19 protein-coding genes and 1 pseudogene are annotated in these 20,574 nt (G+C 70.5%); 15 read left to right on the top strand and 5 right to left on the bottom strand.

Going from position 1 to position 20,574, the window contains the following annotated elements:
• Positions 1–106: 106 nt before the first annotated feature.
• On the top strand, positions 107–1,057 hold the full coding sequence (locus tag G3I60_RS32335; protein ID WP_164608080.1) for an anti-sigma factor RsbA family regulatory protein: 951 nt from the start codon (positions 107–109) through the stop codon (positions 1,055–1,057).
• Between the two features lie 141 nt (positions 1,058–1,198).
• Here the strand turns inward: G3I60_RS32335 and G3I60_RS32330 are convergent, their stop codons facing one another.
• The 3 genes from G3I60_RS32330 to G3I60_RS32320 all read right to left on the bottom strand — a co-directional run bounded on the left by G3I60_RS32330 (position 1,199) and on the right by G3I60_RS32320 (position 4,904).
• Positions 1,199–2,074, bottom strand: a complete 876-nt coding sequence (locus G3I60_RS32330) for a SigB/SigF/SigG family RNA polymerase sigma factor (protein WP_164292798.1) — start codon at positions 2,072–2,074, stop codon at positions 1,199–1,201.
• Positions 2,075–2,158: 84 nt separating this feature from the next.
• Complete coding sequence (locus tag G3I60_RS32325) at positions 2,159–2,995, bottom strand: undecaprenyl-diphosphate phosphatase (RefSeq protein ID WP_138353397.1); 837 nt, start codon at positions 2,993–2,995, stop codon at positions 2,159–2,161.
• Between the two features lie 163 nt (positions 2,996–3,158).
• The gene (locus G3I60_RS32320; protein WP_164292799.1) at positions 3,159–4,904 is read right to left on the bottom strand and encodes a glycosyl hydrolase family 18 protein; all 1,746 of its coding nucleotides are present in this window, start codon (positions 4,902–4,904) and stop codon (positions 3,159–3,161) included.
• Between the two features lie 669 nt (positions 4,905–5,573).
• Between G3I60_RS32320 and G3I60_RS32315 the strand changes: the two genes are divergently transcribed.
• Both G3I60_RS32315 and G3I60_RS32310 read left to right on the top strand, forming a co-directional pair.
• Positions 5,574–5,810 carry a DUF5133 domain-containing protein gene (locus tag G3I60_RS32315; protein WP_164292800.1) on the top strand — a complete coding sequence of 79 codons (237 nt, stop codon included), beginning with the start codon at positions 5,574–5,576 and terminating at the stop codon, positions 5,808–5,810.
• 33 nt (positions 5,811–5,843) lie between these two features.
• Positions 5,844–6,263, top strand: a complete 420-nt coding sequence (locus tag G3I60_RS32310; RefSeq protein WP_138353394.1) for a YchJ family protein — start codon at positions 5,844–5,846, stop codon at positions 6,261–6,263.
• 31 nt (positions 6,264–6,294) lie between these two features.
• Here G3I60_RS32310 and ligA read toward each other — a convergent pair whose 3' ends face one another.
• A complete protein-coding gene (gene ligA / locus G3I60_RS32305; protein ID WP_164292801.1) occupies positions 6,295–8,382 on the bottom strand; it encodes an NAD-dependent DNA ligase LigA in 2,088 nt (695 codons plus the stop codon).
• A 60-nt stretch (positions 8,383–8,442) separates the two neighbouring features.
• Between ligA and G3I60_RS44745 the strand changes: the two genes are divergently transcribed.
• Positions 8,443–8,676, top strand: coding sequence for a hypothetical protein (locus G3I60_RS44745; protein ID WP_203674441.1), 234 nt, complete (start codon positions 8,443–8,445; stop codon positions 8,674–8,676).
• 6 nt (positions 8,677–8,682) lie between these two features.
• Here the strand turns inward: G3I60_RS44745 and G3I60_RS32295 are convergent, their stop codons facing one another.
• The gene (locus tag G3I60_RS32295) at positions 8,683–9,294 is read right to left on the bottom strand and encodes a HutD family protein (RefSeq protein ID WP_164292802.1); all 612 of its coding nucleotides are present in this window, start codon (positions 9,292–9,294) and stop codon (positions 8,683–8,685) included.
• A gap of 198 nt (positions 9,295–9,492) precedes the next feature.
• Here G3I60_RS32295 and ehuB point away from each other — a divergent pair, with 198 nt between their 5' ends.
• The 11 genes and pseudogenes from ehuB to G3I60_RS32245 form a co-directional block, all read left to right on the top strand.
• Complete coding sequence (gene ehuB, locus G3I60_RS32290) at positions 9,493–10,410, top strand: ectoine/hydroxyectoine ABC transporter substrate-binding protein EhuB (protein ID WP_164292803.1); 918 nt, start codon at positions 9,493–9,495, stop codon at positions 10,408–10,410.
• Between the two features lie 12 nt (positions 10,411–10,422).
• Positions 10,423–11,169 (top strand): ectoine/hydroxyectoine ABC transporter permease subunit EhuC, encoded by a 747-nt coding sequence (gene ehuC / locus G3I60_RS32285; protein WP_164292804.1) that lies wholly within the window; start codon positions 10,423–10,425, stop codon positions 11,167–11,169.
• Positions 11,169–11,804: an ectoine/hydroxyectoine ABC transporter permease subunit EhuD gene (gene ehuD, locus G3I60_RS32280; protein WP_164292805.1), complete on the top strand. Its 636-nt coding sequence runs from the start codon at positions 11,169–11,171 to the stop codon at positions 11,802–11,804. The genes ehuC and ehuD overlap by 1 nt, the downstream gene beginning before the upstream one ends.
• A 121-nt stretch (positions 11,805–11,925) precedes the next feature.
• Complete coding sequence (gene ehuA / locus G3I60_RS32275) at positions 11,926–12,684, top strand: ectoine/hydroxyectoine ABC transporter ATP-binding protein EhuA (protein WP_138353484.1); 759 nt, start codon at positions 11,926–11,928, stop codon at positions 12,682–12,684.
• 446 nt (positions 12,685–13,130) lie between these two features.
• A complete protein-coding gene (locus tag G3I60_RS32270; protein ID WP_203674439.1) occupies positions 13,131–14,495 on the top strand; it encodes a CoA transferase in 1,365 nt (454 codons plus the stop codon).
• A 109-nt stretch (positions 14,496–14,604) separates the two neighbouring features.
• The gene (locus G3I60_RS32265) at positions 14,605–15,063 is read left to right on the top strand and encodes an NUDIX domain-containing protein (RefSeq protein WP_164292914.1); all 459 of its coding nucleotides are present in this window, start codon (positions 14,605–14,607) and stop codon (positions 15,061–15,063) included.
• A gap of 222 nt (positions 15,064–15,285) precedes the next feature.
• Complete coding sequence (locus G3I60_RS32260) at positions 15,286–16,476, top strand: lactonase family protein (RefSeq protein WP_343240807.1); 1,191 nt, start codon at positions 15,286–15,288, stop codon at positions 16,474–16,476.
• A 197-nt stretch (positions 16,477–16,673) separates the two neighbouring features.
• Positions 16,674–18,359 (top strand): annotated as a pseudogene (locus G3I60_RS32255) (NPCBM/NEW2 domain-containing protein); the annotation flags it as partial.
• A complete protein-coding gene (locus G3I60_RS45870) occupies positions 18,351–18,815 on the top strand; it encodes an NPCBM/NEW2 domain-containing protein (protein ID WP_239070526.1) in 465 nt (154 codons plus the stop codon). The pseudogene G3I60_RS32255 and the gene G3I60_RS45870, both read left to right, overlap by 9 nt.
• A gap of 174 nt (positions 18,816–18,989) precedes the next feature.
• On the top strand, positions 18,990–19,481 hold the full coding sequence (locus G3I60_RS32250; RefSeq protein ID WP_164292807.1) for a peroxiredoxin: 492 nt from the start codon (positions 18,990–18,992) through the stop codon (positions 19,479–19,481).
• Between the two features lie 169 nt (positions 19,482–19,650).
• Positions 19,651–20,574: serine/threonine-protein kinase (locus tag G3I60_RS32245; RefSeq protein WP_164608076.1), on the top strand; the 924-nt coding region annotated here is incomplete at its 3' end.

Below are 20,574 nucleotides of genomic sequence, written 5' to 3'. Positions count from 1 at the left end.
TTTGGTACGGGGCGGGCAGACTCCCCATCGAGCACAATGCATCCTTGAGGGCGGAAGCCGCGGTGTGGTCGCGGACGGGGCCGCTGTCGATGGAGGGGTAGTGGAGATGAGCGCGATACCGCAGGACACGACCCGCCGCGGCGAGTTCGCGCATCCGGCGCTCCTCTACCGTGGCAGCGACGCCTACCTCGCCGGAACCGTGCCCTTCATCACCGAGGGACTCGACCGGGGCGAGCCGGTCGCCGTCGCCGTTCCCGGCCCGAATCTGGCCCTGCTCGAGAAGGCGCTCGACGACCGCGCCGGCGAGGTGAGCCTGCTCGACATGACACGGGCCGGCCGGAATCCGGGCCGGATCATCCCCGGCGTGCTGCGGGCCTTCGCCGACGCCCACCCCGGCCGCCGGGTGCGGATCATCGGCGAGCCGATCTGGCAGGGGCGCTCAGCCACCGAGTACCCGGCCTGCGTCCAGCACGAGGCACTGATCAACCTCGCCTTCGCCGACCGCGACGTCACGATCCTGTGCCCCTACGACGTCGACGGGCTCAGCCCGGACGTCCTGGCCGACGCCGCAGCCACCCACCCGGTCCTCATCGACGACGCGGGCAGCGTCCGCAGCCCGGACTACGCCCCCACCTACATCGTCGCGAAGTGGAACCTGCCGCTGCCCGAGGCCCCGGACGGCGCGCTGACGCTGGCCTTCGACAACGCGACCCTGACCGAGCCCCGGCTCGCCGCGTCCCGGTACGCCGTCGGCGCCGGCCTGGACCTGGGCCGGATCCCGGACGTGGAGCTGGCCGTCAACGAACTGGCCACCAACACCATCCTGCACGGCGGCGGCTCCGGCACTCTGCGGCTGTGGACCGAGGACGGCCACCTCGTCTGCGAGCTGCGCGACCGCGGACACCTCACCGATCCGCTCGTCGGCCGAATCCCGGTCGTGCGCGCCACCCCCGGCGGCCGCGGGATGCTGCTCGTCAACCACCTCGCCGACCTGGTGCGGATGCACACGACGGCGGCCGGCACGACGCTGCGCGTGTACTTCGCCCTCACCGCGTAGGGCCGCCGGTCCGCTCAGCAGGCCGTGCAGGGCCGTCGGTGCCGTCAGCAGGACTGCCGCGGCCGGCTCAGCACGCCGGTGGGGCCGCTCGCGCACTGTCCGCGAGCGGCCCCACCGCCGGTCCTCACACCTTCTGCCGGATCACTCCTGGATCAGCAGCTGACCGCGCAGCCGCGTCAGGGTCCGGGTGAGCAGCCGCGAGACGTGCATCTGCGAGATCCCCAGCTCCGCGCCGATCTCCGCCTGGGTCATCTCGGCGCCGAACCGCATGTTCAGGATGCGGCGGTCGCGGGGGGCGAGCTCGGCCAGCAGCGGTTTGAGGGACTGGAGGTTCTCCACGAACTCCAGCGCGGGGTCGAGGTCGCCGAGCCGGTCGGCCAGCACGCCTTCGCCGCTGCCCTCCTCCTCGCCCGCGGGGATGTCGATGGACCCGGCCACGTAGCCGTTGCTGGCCAGCTGGCCCTCGGTGACCTCCGCGGGAGTCAGGTCGAGCAGCGCCGCCAGCTCGTCGGTGGTGGGCGCGCGGTCCAGCCGGCCGGCCAGCTCCTCGGTGGCCTTGGCCAGCTCCAGGCGCAGTTCCTGCAGCCGCCGCGGTACGTGCACGGCCCAGCTGGTGTCCCGGAAGAAGCGCTTGATCTCGCCGGTGATGTACGGAATGGCGAACGTGGTGAACTCCACCTCGCGCGACAGGTCGAACCGGTCGATCGCCTTGATCAGGCCGATCGTCCCGACCTGCACGATGTCCTCGCGCGGCTCGGACCGGTTGCGGAACCGCCCGGCGGCGAAGTTCACCAGCGATATGTTCAGCTCGATGAGGGTGTTACGGGCGTACTGGTATTCGTGGGTGCCCTCATCGAGCTCCCGCAGCCGGTCGAAGAACAGCTTCGACAGCTGCCGCGCGTCCTTGGGTGCGAGCTTTCCCGGGCACTCCACCCGCGGCAGTTCCACCCGGTCCACGTCCGCCTCCGGCAACCGCACAGCGGTCGGGGAGGTCCTCGTCACTACCGAGCCCGCCATGTCGTCCTCCTCAGGAAGTCCACACCGTCGAGGCCTCGTATACCCCGGCGCTCCGGGCACACACGTGACGGTTCCGGCGGGACCTCAGGCCTCCAGGACGCCGGTGCCGAGCAGGGAGAACAGCAGGACCCCGATGATGATGCGGTAGACCACGAAGAGGTTGAACGAGTGCTTGGCGACGTACTTCAGCAGCCAGGCGATCGACGCGTAGGCGACCACGAACGACACCAGCGTGCCCACGACGAGAGAAATCGTGTCGACACCACCGCCGGTGGCGTCCTTGAGCTCGTAGAGTCCCGCGCCGGTGAGCGCCGGGATCGACAGGAAGAACGAGAGCCGGGTCGCGGCCAGCCGGTCCAGGTCGCGGATCAGGCCGGTGGAGATCGTGGCGCCGGAGCGGGAGAAGCCGGGGAAGAGCAGCGCGAGGATCTGGGAGGAGCCGACGATCATGGCGTCCTTGAGGGTGATCTCGTCCTCCCCGCGCTTGAACCTGGCCATCTGTTCGGCCACCCACATCACGATGCTGCCGCCGATCAGCGAGCCGGCCACCACCCACAGCGAGGCGAGCGGGCCGTCGATGAGCGGCTTGGCGAGGAGGCCGACGACGACGATCGGGATCGTGGCGTAGATGACCCACCAGGCGAACTTGTAGTCGTGGCTGTCGCGTTCGCTCTTGTTGGCGATGCCGCGTCCCCAGGCGCTCGCGAACCGCACGATGTCGCGGAAGAAATAGACCAGGACGGCCGCGATGGCCCCGACCTGGATGACCGCCGTGAAGCCGACCACCGCCTTGTCGTCCACCGGGATGTTCATCAGCCCCTCGGTGATCTTGAGGTGGCCGGTGGAGGACACCGGGAGGAATTCGGTGACCCCTTCCACCACTCCGAGAATGGCGGCTTGGCCGACGCCGATCGCGCTCATTGGTCCCGTCCCTGGAAATTGCGTCGAATGACCGGCTTGGCGGCGCCGTTGTCAACGAGGGCCCTCATGGGCACACCCAACGTCTACAGAATTGTAGACGTTGGGTGTGACTGTAGACGACGGCCCGCCGACCGGGCAGGCCGGGACCAGGGTAGCGAGGGTGCTACGTGATCGAGAAGTCGTCCCCGTAGACGTTGCCCTGGGCGTACCAGCCGTGCAGGTACACGGTGACCGTTCCGGAGGCGCCGGTGGTGAAGGGGACAGTGAGCTTGGTCCAGCCGCCGGAGGACGTCCAGGTGCTCGCCGAAGCACCGCCGCTCACCCCGAGGTAGGCGTAACTGCCCTGCACCCACCCGGACAGGGTGTAGCTGTGGTTCGGCGCCAGGGCGACGCTCTGCCCGCACTGGCCGGTCTGGCCCGACGTGGGCGCCACCAGCAGCGCGTGGGTGCCGGCGTGCGCAGGAGTGGCGACGACCGCTCCCCCGGGCTGGCAGGTCCACGGGGTCAGACTCCCGCTCTCCAGACCGCCGTTGACCAGCACGCCCGATCCGCCGGGACCGGTGACGGTGAGGGCGTACGTCGTCGAGTGGCTGCCGGACGCCGCCGAGCCGGTGACCGTCACCGCGTACGTTCCGGCCGCCGCCGTGCCGGAGGCGGTGGCCGTCAGGGTCGCGGACCCGCCGGCGGTGACCGAGGCGGGGCTGACGCCCACCGTCACACCCGCGGGGGCGCCGGACGCCGTCAGGTTGACGGTCTGCGCCGAGCCGGCCGTGACGGCGGTCTTCACCGTCGCGGTCAGCGAGGCGCCGGGGTCCACCGATCCGGCGGCGGGTGCGGTGGTGACTGAGAAGTCATTGGTGACCGGGCCTCCGCCGCCGGTGAACGGCGCGAAGGCGTGGCTGAAGAACCAGGTGCTCTGCGCGATGCCCGAGCAGGAGTCCGATCCCCCGGTGCCGGGGCAGCCGCCGTTGTCGCGCTGGAGTGCCCAGAAGGACAGCGAGGCGATGCCCTTGGAGACGGCCCAGTTGTAGACGGTGGCCGCGTCGGCGGTCCGGAACGTCTCGGCGGGGCCGAAGTCGTCGATGCCGGGCATCTCCGTGATGCCGACCATCCCCCACAGCTGCGCGTCGCTCTTCGCGGGGTAGAGCGTGCCCAGTTGCCCGCGCAGGCCGGTGGTGGCGGTCTGGGTGTCGGTCGCCATCTGGTGGGAGGCGCCGTCGTAGTAGTCGAACGTCATCAGGTTCACGACGTCGATGCGGGCGTTGTTCGTCACGGCGTTGCGCAGGACGGCCAGTCCGCTGGAGGCCAGTCCGCTGGTAGTGGTCGGCAGCGTGTAGGAGAACTGGACGGTGCGCCCGTTCGCCGCCGCCCAGTCCTCGACCAGCTTGATCGCCTTGTTCCGGCGGTCGATGCCGGCGGTGTTGGTGAGCGAGTTGTCCTCGATGTCGAGGTCGATCCGCGTCACGTCGTAGGTGGTGATGACGTTCTCGAAGGCGGCGGCGATGGAGTTGACGTTCGTGCAGCTGTCCGCCAGCTCGGTGCCGGTGTTGTCCGCGGTGTAACCGCCGAAGGACGGGATGACGTCACCGCCGGCCGCCCGCAGGGTCGCGATGTCGGCGCCGAAGCTGGACTGGGCGATCGGCATGCCCGTGTCGCCGTTCCAGTACGGCGTGCAGGAACCCTTCGACGGCGTCTGGATGAACGCCATCGTCAGGTACTTCGCACCGGACTGCGCGGACAGCGCCGACATGCTGTCGCCGTTGTACGCCTCGAAGTACGGCGCGAAGACATGGGCGGGGATCGGGGTCGCGGCATGCGCGGCGGTGCCGCCCGCGACCACCAGGCCGAGGGACGCGGCGGCCGTGGCCAGTGCGGTCAGCAGTACCCGGACAGATCTTGGTCGTCTCATGAACGCTCCCACAGAATGAGCCGGCGAATGGGGGATACGCGGTGCGGTGTCACGAGGAGAGCCGAGCAGTGCCCATGATTGGACTAGACCAACGGACTGTCAAGGCTCTTTACCATTCGCCCGCGACCGTCTCCCGCAGCAGGCCGAGTGCCACCAACTGCCATGTGGCGAGGGCCCGTTCAGCGATCTTGAGGCTTTCCGGTGGGCGGGCCCGGGGCGCACCCTTCCCGCCGGATCCGCGCCCATGAGACCGGGATGCCCCCTACCCCGCGGCCCGATCCGGGAGCAGCATCGACAGTGTGGCGGGATCAGCGGATCTGGCAGCCTGTGACGAGTGCGGCCGTACCGATCGGACGGTCCGCGACCTTGGCCTGCGCGCGCCCCTGGCCCTGTGCGACAGCTGCTTCCGTGCCCTGCTGGACGTACGGGCGCGCCGTCAACCGCTGCCGCTGTCACGGATTCTGGACGATGTACGGCATCGCTCCCCGGGACACGGGTAGGCGCCGTAGGGCCGGGAACCACTCGGCGCACCACGGGTCGTCCCGTCGTCGGGTCGTCCGATCGTCGAGGCGGTCTCGTGGGAATCGAGAACCAGGCCGAGAACACTCCCGACAGGACCGAACGCCGTCCGGTCGGGCACCTCGTGCCACTCACCCAAGGAGTACGACCATGCTGATGGCCCATCCCGCTGTCCTGCGCGACTTACTGGAGCGCTACGAGGCGCTCGCCGCGCAGGTCCGGGGCGACTCGGCCGGGTCGCTGGACCACCGCCGGCTCGAGGACACCGCCTACACCCTGTGCGTGATCACCGGTGTCCGCACGGTCGGCCGGGCGGTCGAGGCCGCCAGGCAGCGGCTCGCCGCGGACTCCGGGCCGTCCTCCGCGCCGCAGGCCGTGGCCTCGTAGTTCCGGGTGCCGCGGGGCCGTCACAATGAGGGGGTGACACGGAACAGCGCACGCCCTTCAGTGACGGCCCGGCCCGCCTCGCCCTGCCCCTGCGGACTGGACGCGTCCTACCGCGACTGCTGCGGCAGGCTCCACAGCGGCCAGGCCGCGGCTCCCACCGCGGAGCGGCTGATGCGCTCGCGCTTCAGCGCGTTCGCCGTCCGCGATGCCGCGTACCTGCTCAGGACGTGGCACACCACCACCCGGCCGTCCGGCATCGAGTTCGAGCCGGATCAGCAGTGGACCCGGCTGGAGATCGTCGGGACGACGGACGGCAGCGCCTTCCACACCGAGGGCACGGTGGAGTTCCGCGCCCACTACCGACTGCACGGCCACACGGACTCGCAGCACGAAGTGAGCCGCTTCGTCCGCGAGAACGCGCTCTGGGTCTATCTGGGCGAGGCCACCGCCTAGCGTTCCGCAGTGCGGCCACGCCGCGTGCCGCTCACGGTATGAGGTCGCCGAGCAGCTCGGCGAACTCCTCCGGGGCGATCACCCTGATCCCGAGTTCCGCCGCCTTGGCCCTCTTGGAACCCGCCTTCTCCCCCGCCACCAGCAGACCGGTCTTCTTCGACACGCTCGACGACGCCCTGCCGCCCGCACTCTCGATCAGCTCGTTCATCGCCGTACGGGACAGCTCCGCCAGCGCACCGGTCATGCTGCCGGTGACCACGACCGTCAGGTCCGCCAGCGGGCCGGCCGGAACGGCCTCCTGCGGCTCCGCCGCGCCGTCGGCGTCGCCGTCACCGGGCATCCGCGCCGGCACTCCGGGCTCGGTCATGTTCACCCCGGCGGCCGTCAGCTTGTCGATGAGCGGGGCCAGTTCGGCGATCTGGGCGACGACGACCCTGGCCTTCTCGGCGCCGATGCCGGCAACGGCCTCCAGCGCGGCGGCGTCCGCCGCGCGGATGGCCTCCATCGTGCCGAAGTGCCGGGCGATCCGCCGGGAGATGCTGCGGCCGGTGCCGAGGACGCCGAGCGCGCAGAACACCCGGTTCAGCGGCCGGTCCTTGGCGGCCGCGATCGTCGCCAGCAGTTTGTCCGCGCTCACCTCGCCCATCCGGTCCAGCGCCAGCACCTGCTCGCGATCGAGGGTGAACACGTCGGCGAAGTCGGTGACCTGACCGGACTCCACCAACTGCGTCACGAGCTTCTGCCCCATCCCGTCGATGTCGAGGCAGTCCCGCGCCACCGCGTAGCGGATCGAGGCGAGCTGCCCGCACTCCCGGCCGCGCACACAGCGCCAGCGCTCCTGGGTGGTGTCGATGTCAGAGGCGCAGCGGGGGCATTCGGTGGGGAAGTCGATCGGCGTCTCCGCCCCGGTGCGGAGCTGGACCACCGGGGCCTCGATGCGCGGGATGATGTCGCCGGCCTTGTAGACGGTGACCTGGTCGCCGATCCGCAGGTCCCGGCGGGTGATGTCGGCCGGGTTGTGCAGCGTCGCGTAGGTGACGGTGCTGCCGTCGATCTCGACGGGTTCGAGCACGGCGCGCGGCGCGATGACACCGGTCCTGCCGACGTTCCATTCCACGGCGAGCAGCCGGGTGACGCGCTCCACGGCGGGCAGCTTGTAGGCGATCGCCCAGCGCGGGGCCCGGGAGCTGAAGCCGGCCTTCTCCTGGTCGGCCGGGTCGTCCGCCTTGATCACCACTCCGTCGATGCCGAACGGCAGCGCGGCCCGCAGCGCGGCGATCTCCTCGACGCGGCTCTGGACCTCCTCGATCGAGGCACAGGTGCGCAGCCCCACGGGAGTGGCCGCGGTGGTCTGCACACCCGCCTCCGCGACGATCTCCATGACACGGCTGTGGGCCAGCGCCGCGAGTTCCGCCGAACCGTCCTCCAGCGGCAGTCCCGAGTAGGCCCAGAACGTCATCTCGATGACGTACGGCCGTTCCTTCGCCCGCAGGGTGCCGGCCGCACCGTTGCGGGGGTTGGCGAACGGGGTGGCACCGAACTCGGCACGTATGAGGTTGGCCTGCTCGAACTGCTCGGTGGTGAGCAGCACTTCACCGCGGACCTCGAACGTCACCGGGGTGTCGAGCCGGTCCGGCAGTCCGGCGATGGTCCCGATGGCGTGGGAGACGTCCTCACCATGGCTGCCGTCACCACGGGTGACCAGCTGTACCAGGCGGCCCTCCCGGTAGCGCGCGGCGACGGCGACCCCGTCCAGCTTCGGTTCGACCGCGTAGCCGCCTGTCACCGGTCCGCCGAGCCGCTTGGCCAGGGAGTCCGCCCAGGCCGAGAGTTCGGCACCGTCGAAGACGTTGTCCAGTGACATCATCCGCGCCGAATGTTCCACCTCACCGGCCGGCACCGCGCCGCCCGCGACCTTGCCGGTCGGCGACGCCGGCACGATCTCGGCGGGGTGCTCGGCCTCATAGGCCGCGATCGCCCGCGCCAACCGGTCGTAGGTGGCATCGTCGAGGCGGGAGTCCCCGCCGCTGTAATAGGCGGCGGACGCTTCGGTGGCCTCGGTGACGGCCCGCGCGTACGACTCGGCGTCGGCCAGCTGGGCCGTGGTGATCTCGGTCATGAGGACATCGTGCCGCCCGCCACTGACAATGCGCCGTGGCGGCGTGGAAGAGTGGTTTCCATGAGCCCCACGAACCCCGTCGAACCCGCGGAACCGGATGGACCCGCGGGACCGGCGGGACCGGCGGGACCGGCCGGCCGCGACGGCTCCGCCGGACCGCCCGACACCGTCGCCGAGCCGGAGGGCGGCGAGTCCGCCTGCTGGCTCGACCGCGTCTGCCCGCAGTGCGACGCGGTGTCCGACGGACCCCCGCCCGCCCGCTGTCCGCGATGCGGCGCCGGGCTGCGTGGCTAGGCTGCCCTAGAGCGCGTCGCCCGCGGGTCCGAGGGTGATGACGGCCGCACTGCCCTCGGACCGCACGGCCCCGACCTCGCTACCCGTCCCCGACACGAGGACCGCGTCGAAGCGGTCGAGCCGGCCGTCCTCAGGAGCGACGGCGGGGACGAGAGCGGGGTCGGCGAAGAACCCGACGTCGTCGGTCAGGGCGACGAGGAGCACGGAACCGTTCACGGGGACCTGGGCCGTGTGCGTGCCGTCCACGATCCCGACCGTCGCCGCCGCCCGTCCGCGCCGGATCATCACATTGAGATTGACGATGGGGCCGCCCGTCAGCCGGCAGTCGGTGACGGCGTCGCCGGGGAACGCGAACGGGCGCAGCGGACGGATCGGCGGGTGGATGGCACCGTCGATCGTCAGCACCATTCCCGGGCCGTCGACCACGGTGATGATCCTGTCGACATCCGGGAGGGCCGAGTACGGCCCGTCCCCCACGACATCGGCGAGGCTCACCCGCCAGCCGAAGTCGGCCAGGCCCGCGTGCGCCGGGTCCACCGTGATCTCACGCGTCACGCCGCCACCGTTGCTCCAGGGCGTCGGCACACGGTCACCGGCCCGCAGAATCCGCGCTTCCATGCCGTTGATCGTCGCGGCGCGGCCCTCTCGCGTCAAATGGTCCGCCGCCGCGTAATCGCCCCAACCCGCGCATCCCACACATCTGCGGATATCCACCCCCACCTGCGATTTCCCTGAATGCAAACGGTGTTGCCGGGTAGGGGCGGCCCTCATGTGGCGTCACGCACCAGGTGACGCACGTGACCGAAGGGACCATCCATGTCGCAGCGCAGCGCCTTCTCCCGCAGAGGATTCCTGCTCGGGACCACCACCTTGACGGGTATGGCGGTGGTACCGGGGCTGCTCACGGCGTGCAGCCGCACCGAGACCGGAACGGGAGCGCCGAAGGGCGAGGGCGACCTGTTGGCGAAGCTCAGGAAGCAGGGATACGTGCGGGTCGGGTTCGCCGGCGAGGCGCCGTACGGGTTCAAGGACGGCACCGCGCTGGCCGGTGAGGCCCCGACCCTGCACAAGGAGATCTTCGCCGCGCTCGGGGTGGCCGACCTCCGCCCCACCCTCACGGACTTCGGCGCCCTCATCCCCGGACTGGCGGCGGACCGTTTCGACGTGGTGAGCGCCGGGATGGCGATCACACCGGAGCGGTGCGACAAGGTCATCTTCTCGGAACCGGAGTTCATCTCCCCCACCGCGCTGATGGTGCGCAAGGGCAATCCCAAGGGCCTGAGCGATCTCGCCTCGTGCGCCGCGAAGGGCGCCACCGTAGGAGTGCTGACAGCGGCGGTCGAGGCCGGGTACGCCGCCGGGGCCGGGGTCGGGGACTCCAAGGTCAAGTCGCTGGCCAAGCAGCAGGACGGGCTCGACGCGCTGGTCGCGGGACGGATCGACGCGTTCGCCCTGACCGGGATATCCCTGCGCTGGCTGGCGAAGACCAACAAGGGCGCGGACGTCGAGGTGCTCGAGCCGTTCGTGCCGGAGCTGAAGGGCAAGAAGCAGTACAGCCCCGGCGGCGCCGTCTTCCGGCAGAACGCCACCACACTGCGGGACGCGTTCAACGGCCAGTTGAAGAAGATCACCGGCGACCCCGAGCACTATGTCGCGCTGATCGGGAAGTACGGCTTCACCAAGCAGGAGGTACCGCCGGCCACCCTGCGGACAGCCGACCTGTGCAAGGCGTGATGGGCGCACCTGATGAGCGAATTCCTCACACAGTTCTCCCGGTCCCTGCCGAGTGTGTGGCAGGGCGTCTCCGTCACCCTCCAGGCCACCGTGCTCAGCGCGCTGCTGGCCCTCGTCCTCGCCTTCGTCCTCGGCTTCATGTCCCGCTCGGACCACCTTCTCGTCCGGGGCCTGTCGCGGGTGGTCGTCGAGTTCCTCCGCGGCACCTCCCTGTACGTCCAGCTGTTCTGGCTGTTCTTCGCGCTGCCGATCCTCGGGTTCAAGCTTGAGCCGCTGGCCTGCGCCGTCGTGGCCTTCGGTCTCAACTACGGCGCCTACGGCTCCGAAGTGGTGCGCGGCGCGCTGAACGCCGTACCCCAGGCGCAGTGGGAGGCGGCCGTCGCGCTCAACCTGAGCCCCTGGCAGCGGATGCGCCGGGTGATCCTGCCCCAGGCCTGGGTCCAGATGATCCCGCCCTTCAACAACCTGCTCATCCAGCTGCTCAAGAGCACACCGCTGCTGTCGTTGATCACCATCTCCGATCTGACGTTCCAGATGGACCAGTTGCGCTCGACGACGGGCAACACCGCGGCCGCGTACGTGACGCTCCTGGTCATCTACTTCGTGCTCGCCTACGCGCTGACGCTGCTGATGAACGCCCTGGAGGCAGTGGCCAAGGCCCGGCTGGGCCAGGGCAGCGGACTGCGCCACGTCCTCAAGCCGCCGTCCGCCGGCATCACGGATCCCGACGGCCGCGCCGCAAGGGCGGGTGGTGTGTGATGTGGGACTGGAACACCGCCCGTGAGGGACTGCCCGTGGTCCTGCACGGCTTCGGGATCACCCTGCTCGCCACGGTGCTCGGATCCGTCGTCGCCATGGTGCTCGGGCTGCTGATCGCCGTGCTCCGCCGCGCCCCGACCCGATGGGTCACCGTGCCCGTCCGCATCGTCGTGGAGTTCGTACGCTCCACCCCGGTGATGATCCAGCTGTTCGCCGTCTGGGTGCTCGTGCCCGGCCTGGATCCGCTGACCATCGGCATCGCCGTCCTCGGCATCCACTACGCGATGTACACCTCCGAGGTGTACCGCGCCGGAATCGACGCCGTGCCCCAGGGGCAGTGGGAGGCGGCCGTCGCGCTCTCGCTGCCGCGCGGCCGGGTGTGGCGCGCGGTGATCCTGCCGCAGGCCGTCCGCAAGGTCGTTCCGGCACTGGGCAACTACGTGATCTCCATGTTCAAGGAGACGCCGTTCCTCTCGGTGATCACCGTGCAGGAGATGGTCCACGAGGCGAACGAATACGGCAGCGTCCACTTCGCCTATCTGGAGGCCTTCACCCTCGCCGCCGCGATCTTCCTCGTCGCGAGCTACCCGACCTCGATACTGATGAGAAGACTGGAGAAGCGCCTTGCTCAGTGACACCGACCCCAAGGAAGAGACCGGCCCCGGCAGCCACGCCGAGGCCGTGGACGACGCGCTCACCAACAAGGGCGACGCTCTCCGCAACGATTCCCCGGCCAACGATTCCCCGGTCGCGGACATGGTCCGCTTCGACCAGGTGGTGAAGCGGTTCGGCGACCACACGGTCCTGGACCAGCTCGACTTCGGGCTGCGACGAGGTGAGCGGGTGACGCTCATCGGGCCGAGCGGCTCCGGCAAGACCACCATCCTGCGGCTGCTCATGACCCTCGAACGCGTCACCGAAGGCACCATTCATGTCGATGGGGAGCCCTTCTCCCACATGCCGGGCGGCCGGGACGGACTGGTGCCCGCCAACGAGAAGTACCTCCGCGAACGCCGGCGCCGGATCGGCATGGTCTTCCAGCAGTTCAACCTGTTCCCCAACATGAAGGTGCTGGAGAACGTCACCGAGGCGCCGGTCCACGTCCTCGGCCTCAGCCGCGACGAGGCCGCGGAACGCGGCCGCGAACTGCTGGACCTGGTGGGCCTCGCCGACAAGTGCGACGCCCATCCGACCCAGCTCTCCGGCGGCCAGCAGCAACGCGTCGCCATCGCCCGCGCGCTCGCCATGCGGCCCGACATCCTCCTCCTCGACGAGGTGACGTCCGCGCTCGACCCGGAGCTCGTGGCAGGTGTGCTCGACGTCCTGCGGGACATCGCCCTGAGCACCGACATCACCATGCTGTGCGTGACGCACGAGATGGGCTTCGCCCGCGATGTCTCCGACCGGGTGATGATGTTCGACCACGGCCATGTCCTCGAAGTCGGGCCCCCGGACCAGCTGTTCGAGGCCCCGGAACACACCCGCACCCGCGAATTCCTCAGCGCGGTCCTCTGAAGGACACCCTGCCCCTCTGAGGGGGTGCACCGCGCCGTGGCCGGGCACGCCACCCCGCCCCGCCTCGGTTTCGGGGCGGGGTGGGACGTCGTGACGGCATCACGGCGTCTGACGGCGCCTGGGAGGCGGATGCGCGAACACCCGCTGAAACGCCGCTTCTCGAATCCGCTCACACCGGGCCGGGCGTGCACGGACGGTGCCTCTGCCGCACCCCTTTCGCCTTCTGTACGGGAGGATCGGGACTGCCTCGAGCTTCCCCCTTCCGGGCCCGCGCGTCACCGTGCGAACACCGTGCGCCGGCGCGCGCCGTTCGCACGGGGCGTGAAAACGGGGCGTGAAAATGGGGCGTGAAAGCGAGCGCCGTCCCGGAGCCGCTCGCGAGGTCGCCAGCGGGGCGCGGGGAACCGGCTGGGGCCACCGGCCAGGACCTGCAGCACAATGGGCCGATGACTGAGGGAATCGATGCGGCGACCGCTCACGCCTGGGCCGCGCTCGGCGGTCCGGCGGAGCTGGTCGAGGGGCTGTCGTACATCGCGTCACGCGGTGTTCTGCCGTCCCGGCTTCCGGTGCGGGAGCTGGCGCGCGCGACGGTGGGGGTGTGCTCGCTGGCGGCCGCGGAGCTGTTCGCGCGCCGCGCCGGGGGATCCGTACCGGAGGTGCGGGTGGACGAGGGGGCGGTGGCCACCGCCTTCGTCAGTGAACGGCATCTGCGGATCGACGGCCGGAAGCCGACGTCGTTCGCCCCGCTGTCCGGCTTCTGGCCGGCGGCCGACGGCTGGGTCAGGACCCACGCCAACTACCCGCACCACCGCGCCCGGCTGCTGGCCGCACTGGAGATCCCGGACGAGGGCGACGACGGCGCATTGGCCCAGCAGCTCGCGGACCGGCTGCTGACCCGTCCCGCCCGATGGATCCAGGAGACGGTTCAGGCGGAGGGTGGGCTGGCCGTGGCCGTCGCCATGGCGGAGGGCAGCCGAGCGGAACTCCCCCTCGTCGAGTCCCGTCGGTCCGGGGACGGCGCGGCCGGCACCCTGCGGGCCGCGGCGCTGCCGGCCGCCGGCGTCAGGGTGCTCGACCTGACCAGGGTCATCGCCGGACCGGTGGCCACCCGCACGCTGGCGCTGCTCGGCGCGGATGTGCTGCGCGTCGATTCCCCCCGGCTCCCGGAACATCCGGACGCCCACGCCGATACGGGTTTCGGCAAGCGCTCCACGCTGCTGGACCTCGATGTACCCAAGGACCGGCTGCTGTTCGAGGAACTGCTGTCCTCGGCCGATGTCGTGATCACCGGCTACCGGCCGGGGGCCCTGGACCGCCACGGTCTCGCTCCGCGGGCACTGCTGGAGCGGCGGCCCGGACTGATCGTCGCCCAGCTCTGCGCCTGGGGCTGGGAAGGGCCGTGGGCCGGACGCCGCGGCTTCGACAGCCTGGTCCAGGCCGCCTGCGGCATCGCCGGGATCGAGGCCGCACCTGACGGACACCCCGGAGTGCTCCCTGCCCAGGCCCTGGACCACGGCACCGGATATCTGCTCGCCGCCGCGGTGCTGCGCGCGCTCACCGACCGTCAGGACACCGGCGGAGGCCGGCAGCTGCGGTTCTCCCTGGCGGGAACCGCCTCCTGGCTGAGGCACGGTATCCGCCCCGCCGCCACCGGCGGTGCGGCCTACGACCCGGGCTCCTGGCTGGCCGAAACGCCCTCCCCGTACGGCTCCCTGCAGTACGCCCGTCCTCCGGTCGGCTACGCCGGCGGTCCCGGCGACTGGACCCGTCCGCCCACGTTGTGGGGCACCGACAGCCCCGGCTGGATCTGATCTCAGCCACCCGACCCGTCCGTCAGCTCCCGCCACCGACGAAAGGATTCCCGTGGCCCTTCCTCCGGCCGCCGACCGGTCCGGCGCGCTCGCGCCCGCGCTGGATTCGATGACCCTGCTCGCCGCGGCAGTGATCGTTCACGATGTCGGGAAGCGGCGGGTTGTGCTGCTGCAACGCGGTCCTGGGGCGAAGTACTGTCAGGGCAAATGGGATCTTCCCATCGGCAAGAGCGATCCGGGGGAACCCGTCACCGACACGGCAGCCCGTGAACTGCGGGAGGAGACAGGCCTCGTGGTCGACCCGGCGGCGCTCCGCGTCGCCCATGTCATCCACGGCGCCTGGGGCGTCGAATCCCCCAACGGCTTTCTCACCGTTGTCTTCACCACGCAGGACTGGTCGGGAGAGCCCGTCAACAGCGAGCCGGAGAAGCACTCCGCGGTCCGCTGGTTCGACATCGACGCCCTCCCCGCGGAGATGGTGCCCAGCACGGGTCACGCACTGCGCTGCGTCCTCGACGACGGCCCGCGAATCTCGCTGCACGGCTGGCAGGACCGTACTCCGGGATAGCGGCTGTCACGAATCTGCGCGCACCCCTCCGACCTGGTCCGTCGTGAACGGCCGCGCGAATGCGGGGCGTACGGACGGCGACTCGCAGGTGGGCGGTTCGGGATCCGCGGGGATGGATGCGTTGCACCACGCGCAACACGCGTTGCGGCGGTCGGCGGACTCTGCTCCCCTGGAGCACCGCACAGCAGCGGACCGGCAACGCAGTATCGGGAGGTGTGTCGCGTGGAGGTCAACGCAGGCATGGGCAGGCGGGGTCTGCTCGCCGCCGCGGCGGCGGCTGCCGCCACGGCGGGACTGGGGTGCGCCCCAGGGGCGACCGCGCGGACGGAGCTGCCTGCGCCCAAGGCGCAGAAACCTTCCGCCGCCGGGACCAAACCGCTCTATCTCGGCGTCTACACCTCGGTGAGCGGAGGCGGCAAGGGCGTCGCACTGACGGCGTACGAGCCCTCGACGGGTGCGATCACGTCCACCGGAGTGGTGACCGGAGTCGCGGATCCGTCCTTCCTGGCCTTCGGCCCGTCCACCGGCACGCTGTACACGGTCAACGAGCGCTCACCCGGCGCCGTGACCGCGATAGCCCTGCACGGCGGCAGCAACGGCGCACCGAAGGTGCTCGGGTCGCGGCCCACCGGCGGCGACGGACCGTGTCATCTGTCCGTTCACCCGGGCGGCCGATACCTGCTCAGCGCGAACTACGACTCGGGCAGCGTCGCCGTGCACCCGATAGGCCAGGACGGGAAGCTGGGCGCGCGGACCGCGCTCGTACGGCACAGCAGCCCACCGCCGGGACCCGGGCAGGACGGGCCGCACGCCCACCAGATCATCACGTCGCCGGACGGCCGCTTCGTCCTCGCCGTCGACCTCGGCAACGACACCGTGTACACGTACCAGCTCGACGAGACGGCCGGCACACTGCACCAGGTCTCCTTCGCCGCGCTGCGCCCCGGCGCCGGACCGCGGTCGCTGACCTTCCACCCCGGCGGCACGTTCGCGTACCTGGCGAACGAGCTGGACAACACCGTCGTGGTCTGCGCGTACAACGCCGCGACCGGGAAGCTGACCCCCGGCGCGCCCCAGTCCACCGGGACCGGGAGCGTCAAGAGCTACCCGGCGCAGCTGCTGGTGACCGCCGACGGGGCGTTCGCGTACCTCGCCAACCGCGGCCACAACAGCATCACCCGCTATGCCGTCGAGTCCGCCGGAGCGACCCTGCGCCTGGTGGACACAGTGCCGGTGGGCGGCGACTTCCCGCGGCACATCGCCTTCGACCCGACGGGCCGGCTGCTCTTCGCCGCCAACCAGAAGTCCAACACGGTCACCGTCCTGAATATCGACACCAAGACCGGGAAACTGACTCTGGCCGGAAAGCCGTTCGCCGCTCCTGGGGTGGTGTGCGTACTGCCGTCGCCGTAGTCCCCCATACCGCCGGAGTTGCCCCCGGGCTCATCGGCGGCGCTCCAACTCCCCCGCAAGCGGGGGCCCTCGACCCGGAAGCGCATCGCGCTTCCGGGTCGAACTTCTTGACATGTCCTGTCAGTACCGCTGTGATGTGGTTGCTTTCGTTCGACCCCGTTGAATTGTGCGCCATTTACCCCCGCATGGAGCCGCACATGCAGCCCGAACGTCACACCATCAGACAGCGTTTGGCGGCCCTGGCCGCCTCCCTGGCCCTCATCACGGGAGGTGGCGCGCTCGCCGCCACCGCCGCCGTGACCGTGCAACTGGCCACGGCGGCACCCGCCGAGGCCGTCGACAACGGCCTCGCACTGACCCCGCAGATGGGGTTCAACAACTGGAACTCCACCCACTGCCGGGCGGAGTTCAACGAGACGATGGTCAAGGGCATCGCCGACATCTTCGTCTCGCAGGGCCTGAAGAGCGCCGGTTACAACTATGTCAACATCGACGACTGCTGGGCGCTGCCCAACCGTGACAGCGCCGGAAACCTCGTCCCCGATCCGGCACGCTTCCCCAACGGCATCAAGGCCGTCGCCGACTACGTGCACTCCAAGGGGCTCAAGTTCGGCCTCTACTCCAGTGCCGGGACCAAGACCTGCGACACCCTCGGCTTCCCCGGCGGGCTCGGCCACGAGCAGCAGGACGCCAACCTGTGGGCGTCCTGGGGTGTCGACTACCTCAAGTACGACAACTGCAACAACACCGGTGCGGACGCCCAGACCCGGTACAAGGCCATGGGCGACGCCCTCAAGGCCACCGGCCGCCCGATCCTCTACAGCATCTGTGAATGGGGCTCCAACCAGCCCTGGAACTGGGCCGCGAACGTCGGCAACTCCTGGCGCACCACCGGCGACATCAGCGACTCCTGGTCCAGCATGATCGGCATCGCCCACCAGAACCAGTCGCTCGCCCCGTACGCCAAGCCGGGCGCCTGGAACGACCCGGACATGCTCGAGGTCGGCAACGGCGGGATGACGGACACCGAGTACCGCACCCACTTCAGCCTCTGGTCGCAGATGGCCGCTCCCCTGCTGATCGGCAGCGATCTGCGCAGCGCGAGCGCCGCGACGCTCGCGATCCTCAAGAACACCGACGTCATCGCCGTCGACCAGGACAGCCTCGGCAAGCAGGGCACCGTGGTGTCCAGCTCCGGCGGCAAGGTCGTGATGACCAAGGCGCTGGCCGGTGGCGACCGGTCGGTGACGCTGACCAACGAGAACGGGTCGGCGCAGACGATCTCGACGACCGCCGAGGCGGCCGGTATCGGCGGCGCGTCCTCGTACGCGCTCAAGGACCTGTGGTCCAAGCAGACCAGCTCCACCACCGGCACCATCAGCGCCTCGGTGCCCGCGCACGGCACGGTGATGTTCCGGGTGACACCCGGCAGCCCCGTCCCGCCGCCGACCGGGATCAACCAGCTCAGCGATCTGCCCTGGACGTCGGCCACCAACGGCTGGGGCCCGGTCGAACGGGACCACAGCAACGGCGAACAGGCCGCCGGTGACGGACGCACCCTCACCATCAACGGCACCACCTACGCCAAGGGCCTGGGCACCCACGCCCCCAGCGAGATCAGCTACTACCTGGGCGGCAGCTGCCGTTCGGTCAACGTCGATGTGGGAGTGGACGACGAGGTGTCCAGTCCGGGCACGGTGATCTTCCAGCTCTACAAGGACGGCACCAAGGTCGCCGACAGCGGCGTGCGGTCGGCCAGTGACGGTCCCAAGCATCTGACCGCCGATCTGACCGGCGGAAGCCAGTTGAAGCTGGTCGTCACCGACGGCGGCGACGGCATCAACTACGACCACGCCGACTGGGCCGACGCCAAGCTGGCCTGTGGCAACGGCCCGGCGGCCGGCACCAGCGCACTCAGTGACCTCAACTGGACGTCGGCGGCCAACGGCTGGGGCCCGGTCGAGCGCGACCACAGCAACGGCGAACAGCCCGCGGGCGACGGACGCACCCTCACGATCAACGGAGCCACCTACGCCAAGGGCCTGGGCACCCACGCCGCCAGCGCCGTCACCTACTACCTGGGCGGCACCTGCACATCCCTGACCACGGATGTGAGGGTGGACGACGAGTCCGCTACCAACGGATCGGTGGTCTTCCAGATCTTCCGGGACGGCACCAAGGTCGCCGACAGCGGTCTGGTCACCGTCAGCGATGCCGCGAAGCATCTGACGGCCGATCTCACCGGCGGTCTCGAGCTGAAGCTCGTCGTCACCGACGGCGGCAACGGCAACACCTCCGATCACGCCGACTGGGCACTTCCCCGCCTCACCTGCGGCTGATCCCGGCACCGGAACGACCGGCCGGACGGACGTGATCCGTTCGACCGCGGTGACCTGAACCACCAGGGCCTGCCCGGCCTCCGGAGTGTGACCGGGCAGGCTCTACCATCTGCGCAACACGGTGATCGCGTTCCGCCGCCGGGCGGCGCCGACGCCGAGGCCAAGGGAGCGCACATGTCCAAGCAGCCCGCAGTCGGTACGCCGGCCCCCGACTTCACCCTGCCCGGGCTCGTCCTCGGTCAGGGCGACGCCGAGGCGGAACGGGCCGACTACGCGCTCGCCGGACAGCGCGGCAACCCGCTGCTCCTGGTCTTCTACCCCGGCGACGACACGGCCGTGTGCACCAAGCAGCTGTGCTCCTACACCTCCGACCTGGACCGTTTCACCGGCCTGGGCGCCACCGTGTGGGGCATCAGCCCGCAGGACCTGGACAGCCACGAGTCCTTCGCCCGTAAGCACCGGCTCGGCTTCCCGCTGCTGGCCGACACCGACCGCACCGTGGCCAAGGCCTACGGCATAGCCGTCCCCGGACTCGGTCTGCGCCGCTCGGTCTTCCTGCTCGACGGCGAGGGCAACGTGCGCTGGAAGCACGTCGCGCTGGCCGGTCTCACCTTCGTCACCACCGATGTACTGGCGGAGCAGCTCGCGGCGGTGCAGGCCGGCTGAGCGCCGACGGGCACGTCCGCCGAACGCCGGACACGGCGCCGGACCGAACTCCATAATCGAACACGCTCCCGTGCAACCACCGGCTGCGTACAGGCGTCCACCCATCAACCGGTAGCTCCGCGGAAATCCCGTGCCGGAGCCCGTCCGATTCGACGAGGTGCGCCCGACAATGTCCGACCCACGAGACCCCAGACGGTCAGAACCCGAGTGGTCCCTTCCCGGCTACCGCGCGCTGCGCGTCCTGGGAGAGGGCGGCAGCGGCAAAGTGGTGCACGCGGTCGATGAGCGCAGCGGCGCCGAGGTCGCGATCAAGTACCTCAACGAGGAGAGCCGGGCGCGGCCCGGCCTCCTCCGCAGCTTCCGCGACGAGGCCCAGCTCCTGCGGCAGCTAGACTCCCCGCACGTGGTGCGCGTCCACGACTACGTGGAGACCGCCGAAGGCGCGGCGATCGTCATGGAGCTCATCGAGGGCGTATCGCTGGGGGCGATGCTGCGGGCGAACGGCGCCGCCGTTCCCGAAGCGGCCCTGTCGGTGCTGAAGGGGTCGCTGCTCGGTCTGGCGGCGGCCCACGCGGCCGGGGTCGTGCACCGCGACTACAAGCCCGGCAACGTGATGGTCTCGAACCACGGCGTCTCCACGCTGGTGGACTTCGGCATCGCGGTCCGGCAGGGCGCCGACGCCCCGAGCGCCGGCACACCGCCCTACATGGCACCCGAGCAGTGGCGCGGTGAGCCGGCGTCACCCGCCACCGATGTCTACGCGGCGACGGCAACGTTCTTCGAATGCCTCACCGGTGAGCGCCCGTACACCGGGGCGACCATGGCGGAGCTGGCGGTCCAGCACATCACCGCGCCGATTCCGGAGCACCGCGCGCCCGAGGAACTGCGGGCGCTGATCGGGCACGGGCTCGCCAAGAGCGCCGAAGAACGACCGGTGAGCGCCGCCGCCTTCCTCACCGAACTCGAAGCGGCGGCCGGCGCCGCCTACGGCCCGGACTGGGAGCGCCGCGGACGCCGGGCGCTCGTCGCGATCGTCGCGCTGCTCGCCGCCCTGCTGCCGAGCGCCCTCGGCGACGCCAACGCGACCCCGCCG

The sequence above is a fragment of the Streptomyces sp. SID13666 genome, assembly GCF_010548325.1.
In the GTDB taxonomy this organism is placed as follows: domain Bacteria; phylum Actinomycetota; class Actinomycetes; order Streptomycetales; family Streptomycetaceae; genus Actinacidiphila; species Actinacidiphila fildesensis.
This window is presented reverse-complemented; position numbering and strand designations above follow the sequence as displayed.